The sequence below is a fragment of the Giesbergeria sinuosa genome, assembly GCF_042652905.1.
GTDB classification, from domain to species: domain Bacteria; phylum Pseudomonadota; class Gammaproteobacteria; order Burkholderiales; family Burkholderiaceae_C; genus Simplicispira; species Simplicispira sinuosa.
Map to the genome: position 1 here is coordinate 1 of NZ_JBHSHJ010000026.1, position 2,298 is coordinate 2,298.

Below are 2,298 nucleotides of genomic sequence, written 5' to 3' on the forward strand. Positions count from 1 at the left end.
CGCAATTACGCGCACAACGCTAGTGAGGCCCGTCAGTCTAGTGCCGAGATTTTCGATTAGTTGCAAGGCTTCTTTCAGTTCATGTTTTAATTGATGATTTTCATCTGAATTCATAGATATTCCTAACTGTGATTAGACGACAGATCTGCATCGCCTACTTGTCGGGTAAACCTACAGGGCCTAACAGTACCATAGGGATGAGTGCAACATCCATCGGTTAGGCAAACCTAAAAATTTGTGGATTCAGCATCTGTTCACTTCGACTTCTACCACAGCCCGCCTCCAGCGGGCTTTTTTACGTCCCACCCTCACCACCATGCCCACCAAGGAAACACGCAATGCCAGCACTTGATAAAGCTCCATACCTCAAACCATGTCCATTCTGTGGTGGTCAACTTGATTCGCAATGGCAGTGTCCAAACCCGAAAGCCAAGTGCACAACTGAAGACTGCCAAGGCGGAAGGATGCCCGTGCTGTGCCTTGATGCACCGCGAGACATTGAGCGCTGGAATCAAAGAGCTACACAAGAGCTAGGAGCCGGACGATGAACCCATCCCAAGCCACCCCCACCCAGCCCGCCCCTGCCGACTTTTCCTCTCAGAAATTTATGCAACAAAAAGTTACAGAACCAACAGCCACCGCTACTACCGTGGCTACTCAGACACCAGAGTGGGTGTTGGCAGAGAAATTCGAAGAGCTGACTGGCGTGACCCCCATGGCAGTCCACAACCGACGCCGAGCCGGGATCTGGTTGGATGGCCAACATTGCGCAGTGATTGCCCGCCGCCTGTACGTCAACATCAAAGAAGCCGACCAATGGATAAAAAACCAACTCCCCCAACCCCGCCGGGCGTAACCATTCGAGAAAAGGCGACCGTCACGCGCATACAAATCGCCTTCACTTGGAATGGGATGCAGTGCCGTGAACTGCTGCCCCATTGTGCGGTCAATAAAGCCAGTCTCCAGTACGCCAGCAATCTGCGCGCAGAGATCAAGCGAAAAATTGCGGCGGGCACTTTCGTCTATGGTGACTACTTCCCTGAGAGCCCCAAGGCCAAGAAACCAGACCCAAACTCCAACCTGATGCAGGAGCTGCTGACCAAGCAGCTGGAGCTTTACGCTAAGCAGGTGGAGAACGGAAAAATGAGTCCGGCCACTTTTCGGGGCTATAGCAAAAGCATCAATGGTGAACGTATGCGCCAGTGGCATGGCCGCAAGCTCCATGAAGTCACCCCATCTGCCCTTCGCGAATGGATCAGCGACATGGATTGCACCAGCAAAGCCATTCGGAACATGCTGATTCCATTGCGTTCGGTGTTTGAGGATGCGCTCAATGACGGTCTCATCGATGTCAACCCATTTGACCGTATCGCGCTGGCCAAGCTGATTCGCCAAACCAGCCGGGCCAGTGACTACGTGATTTCACCCTTCACCCAAGCCGAACGTGAAATCATCCTGCACGCCTGCCGATTGGACGAGCGGCCAATGTTCCAGTTTTGGTTCAATACGGGTCTGCGACCGGGCGAGCTGCAAGCGCTGGAGTGGCGGCACATTGACTGGGACAAGGCCACTGCACGGATTGAGCAAAATCAGGTGGAGGGAGTACTCAAGGCCCCCAAGACGGCAGCAGGCATCCGCACGCTGGATCTGTGCAACCAAGCAATGGACGCCCTACGTGCCCAAAAATCCATCAGTGCCCTGTCTGGGGGGAGAGTCTGGTTGAACCCCAGAACCTTGGAGCCTTGGACCACCGATGCCCAAATCCGCAAAACGGCTTGGCTGCCGATCATGAAGCGGGCTGGCATTGACTATCGCAACCCTTACCAAATCAGGCATACCTACGCTTCTACCCTACTGACCGCTGGGGCGAACCCTTGGTACGTGGCCCAGCAGCTGGGGCATGAGGATGTGGAGATGGTGTTTAGAACCTATGGCAAGTTCATCCGCGAGGACTTCCAAAAGCCCAAGGCCACACTGCGGGCGGTGAACTAGAATGGAGACAAATCACACCGGATTCACACCAATGGCCGTGAACCGGCGTGGCTGCTGGGTTGGGTGCGGGTTCAATTCCCCCCAGCTCCACCAGCTTACAAAAAATCCCGCTAACTAAAATAAGTTAGCGGGATTTTTTATTGCATTCGCAAGAGAGGGAGCTAGTCCAAGGAGCGCCCCTACAGAATATCTATCGTAAAAAAGCGAACCCCCTCTGACCGTAGAGATCAGAGGGGGTAGCTTGAATAATGAGCCTGACGATGACCTACTTTCACACGGGAACCCGCACTATCATCGGCGCGAAGT

General features: G+C 53.9%; 2 protein-coding genes. Both read left to right on the plus strand.

Annotated elements, in window-relative coordinates; genetic code table 11:
• Positions 1-544 precede the first annotated feature (544 nt).
• A complete protein-coding gene (locus tag ACFO6X_RS15790; protein WP_382434954.1) occupies positions 545-856 on the plus strand; it encodes an excisionase in 312 nt (103 codons plus the stop codon).
• Positions 817-1,992, plus strand: coding sequence for an Arm DNA-binding domain-containing protein (locus tag ACFO6X_RS15795; RefSeq protein WP_382434956.1), 1,176 nt, complete (start codon positions 817-819; stop codon positions 1,990-1,992). The genes ACFO6X_RS15790 and ACFO6X_RS15795 overlap by 40 nt, the downstream gene beginning before the upstream one ends.
• The last annotated feature ends 306 nt before the right edge of the window (positions 1,993-2,298 follow it).

Coding starts and splice junctions, on each gene's coding strand:
- ACFO6X_RS15790 (WP_382434954.1), top strand. CDS start 545: ATGAACCCATCCCAAGCCACCCCCACCCAGCCCGCCCCTGCCGACTTT.
- ACFO6X_RS15795 (WP_382434956.1), top strand. CDS start 817: ATGGATAAAAAACCAACTCCCCCAACCCCGCCGGGCGTAACCATTCGA.